Source organism: Streptomyces sp. FH025 (assembly GCF_017427025.1).
Classification (GTDB): Bacteria; Actinomycetota; Actinomycetes; order Streptomycetales; family Streptomycetaceae; genus Kitasatospora.
In genome coordinates this window covers 1-2,485 of the sequence record NZ_JAFLNG010000924.1, presented here as the reverse complement: position 1 = coordinate 2,485, position 2,485 = coordinate 1, and the positions used below count along the sequence as shown (strand labels likewise).

2 protein-coding genes are annotated in these 2,485 nt (G+C 75.5%); both read left to right on the top strand.

The features are described 5' to 3' along the window. Positions 1-1,537, top strand: a 1,537-nt coding sequence (locus J0670_RS35720; RefSeq protein ID WP_207816773.1) for an AAA family ATPase, incomplete at its 5' end; no start/stop codon positions are given. Between the two features lies 1 nt (position 1,538). Beyond that, on the top strand, positions 1,539-2,485 hold a 947-nt coding region (locus tag J0670_RS35715), incomplete at its 3' end, for an Hsp70 family protein (protein WP_207816772.1).

Genomic DNA, 2,485 nt, shown 5'->3' with positions numbered 1-2,485 from the left:
GGTGGACGAGGCGGTCGCCGAGGCGCACCGGCTCGCCGCCGACGGGAACAACGCGATCGCCTTCGTCTTCGAGGACCTCGACCACGTCCTGCGGGCCGACGAGCCCTCGAGCGCCCAGGGCTACCTGCGGCTGCGCGCGGCCATGACCGACGCGGTGGCACCGCGCTCGGCCGGGGGCGGCGTCGCGCCCGGCGAGCGCCCGCGCAACCCGGTGCTCGCCGTGGTCGGCGACCTCGGCCGGCTGCCCGCCTGGCTGCACCAGGAGGACCCGCGCACCGTGGTGCTGCACGTCGACCCGCCGGACCAGGCCGAGCGGCGGCTCTGGTTCGACATGATCGGCCGGGAGTTCAACGGCGGCGAGCTGGCCACCCCCGCCGACTTCGAGCCGCTGATCGCCGCGACGGACGGGATGAGCGGCTGGGAGCTGGACGCGCTGGCCCGCTCCTCGCACGTCCGCCGGGTCACCGTCCAGCAGCCGGGCCGGCTGCTCGACCGCCACCGGCTCAACGTCACCATCGACCCGTGGAGCCAGCTGGACCGCCGGACGATCGCCGAGGCGGCCGACGAACTGGGCGACCGGGTGATCGGCCAGCACGCCGCGGTCGAGGCGGTGGTCGGCGCCCTGCAGTCGGCCTACGTCGGCGTCGGCTTCGGCGCCTCGGGTGCCTCGCGGCCGCGCGGCGCGTTCTTCTTCGTCGGCCCGACCGGTGTCGGAAAGACCGAACTCGCCAAGTCCGTCGCCCAGTTGATCTTCGGCGACCCGAGCGCCTACGCCCGCTTCGACATGAGCGAGTACCAGCAGGAGCACGCCGCCGAGCGCCTGGCCGGCGCCCCGCCCGGCTACCTGGGCCACGAGCGCGGCGGCGAACTGACCCGCCGGGTGCAGGAGCGGCCGTTCAGCGTGCTGCTCTTCGACGAGATCGAGAAGGCCCACCCGGCCGTGCTCGACAAGTTCCTCCAGATCCTGGAGGACGGCCGGCTCACGGACGGCCTGGGACAGACCGCCCACTTCTCGCAGAGCCTGATCATCTTCACGTCCAACACCGGCGCGGACGGCCTGCCCGGGCTGCTCGCCGAACACGGGAGCGACCTCCCCTACAAGGTGCTCCGGGAGCACTTCACCGAAGCCGTCGAGCACAAGTTCCGGACGATCGGCCGGCCGGAGATCTACGGGCGGCTCAAGCCCGGGGTGGTGGTCTTCGACATGCTGCGCGACGAGCACGTGGTCGGCATCGCCGAGCGGCTGCTCGCCCAGCTCGGCGAGTCGGTGAGCGAGCGCCACCGGGTCGAGCTGGTGCCCGACCGGGCGAGCCTGGACCGGTGGATCACCGAGCGGATGGCCGACCCGGAACGCCGCGCCTACGGCGGGCGGCAGATCCGCAACGAGTTCGAGCCCGTCCTGCTCGCCGTGGTGCGGTACCTGCTGGAGCACGACCCGCAGCCGGGCAGCCGCCTGCGGCTGGGCATCGACGAGAACGGCACGGTCAGGATCGCCCCCGAGTCGGACGACCCCGAACCGGCGACGGGTGAGGACTGACATGTACGGCGTGGACCTCGGAGACAGCTACGCGCGGATCGCCTGGCTGGACGGGAACGGACGGCCGGTGGTGGCCGATCCGCCGCCGGACGCGCCCGCGGTGCCCGCCACCGTGCGCGGCACCCCCGGCACCGAACTGCGGGTCAGCCGGGCGCCGGGCGCGGTCTCGGCCCGCGCCCGGCTGCTGCGGCGCACCGGCAGCACGGCCTCCGCGCAGGCGCTGGTCGGCTGCGTGCTCGCGGAGCTGGCCCGGAGCGCGGTCGCGGCGGGCCGGGAGACGCCGCGCGAGGTGGTGCTGGGCCGGCCGATGTCCGACGACGGTGAGTCGGACCTGCGCCGCGCGGCGGAGGCCGCCGGACTGCGGGTCCGGACGGTGCTGCCCGAAGCGGTGGCCGTCGCCCTGCACCACGGAGCGCTGCGGGAGGGCGCGCGCGGCACGGTGCTGGTCCACGACCAGGGCGCGACCGGGCTCGAACTGACCCTGCTGGCCGTGGACGGCGACGCACGCCAGGTCACCGTCCTGGAGACGGCGCGCCATCCGCTCGGCGGCGACCACTGGGACGAACGGGTGGCGGCCGTCCTGCGGCGCTCGCTCGGACCGTCCGACCACACCGCCGAGCACGCCCTGCGACGGGCCGCCGAGCGGCTGCGGCTCGCCCTGGACACCGCCGACCGGGCCGAGCACCGGATCGGTCGGGCCGGCGACGAGCGGACGGTGACCTTGGACCGCGCGGCCCTGGACGAAGCCGTCCGGCCGCTGCGGGAGCAGGCCGTGGCGGCCGTCCGCGACCTGCTGGAACGGGCCGGCGAGCACGGTGGGGAGGTGCCCGAGAGCCTGCTGCTCGCGGGCGGGCTGAGCGCCTCGCCGGGCACGGCCGAGCTGTACGAGCCGCTCGGGCTGTACGTGCGCTCGCGGACCCCGCAGACGGCGGTGGCGAGCGGGCTGGC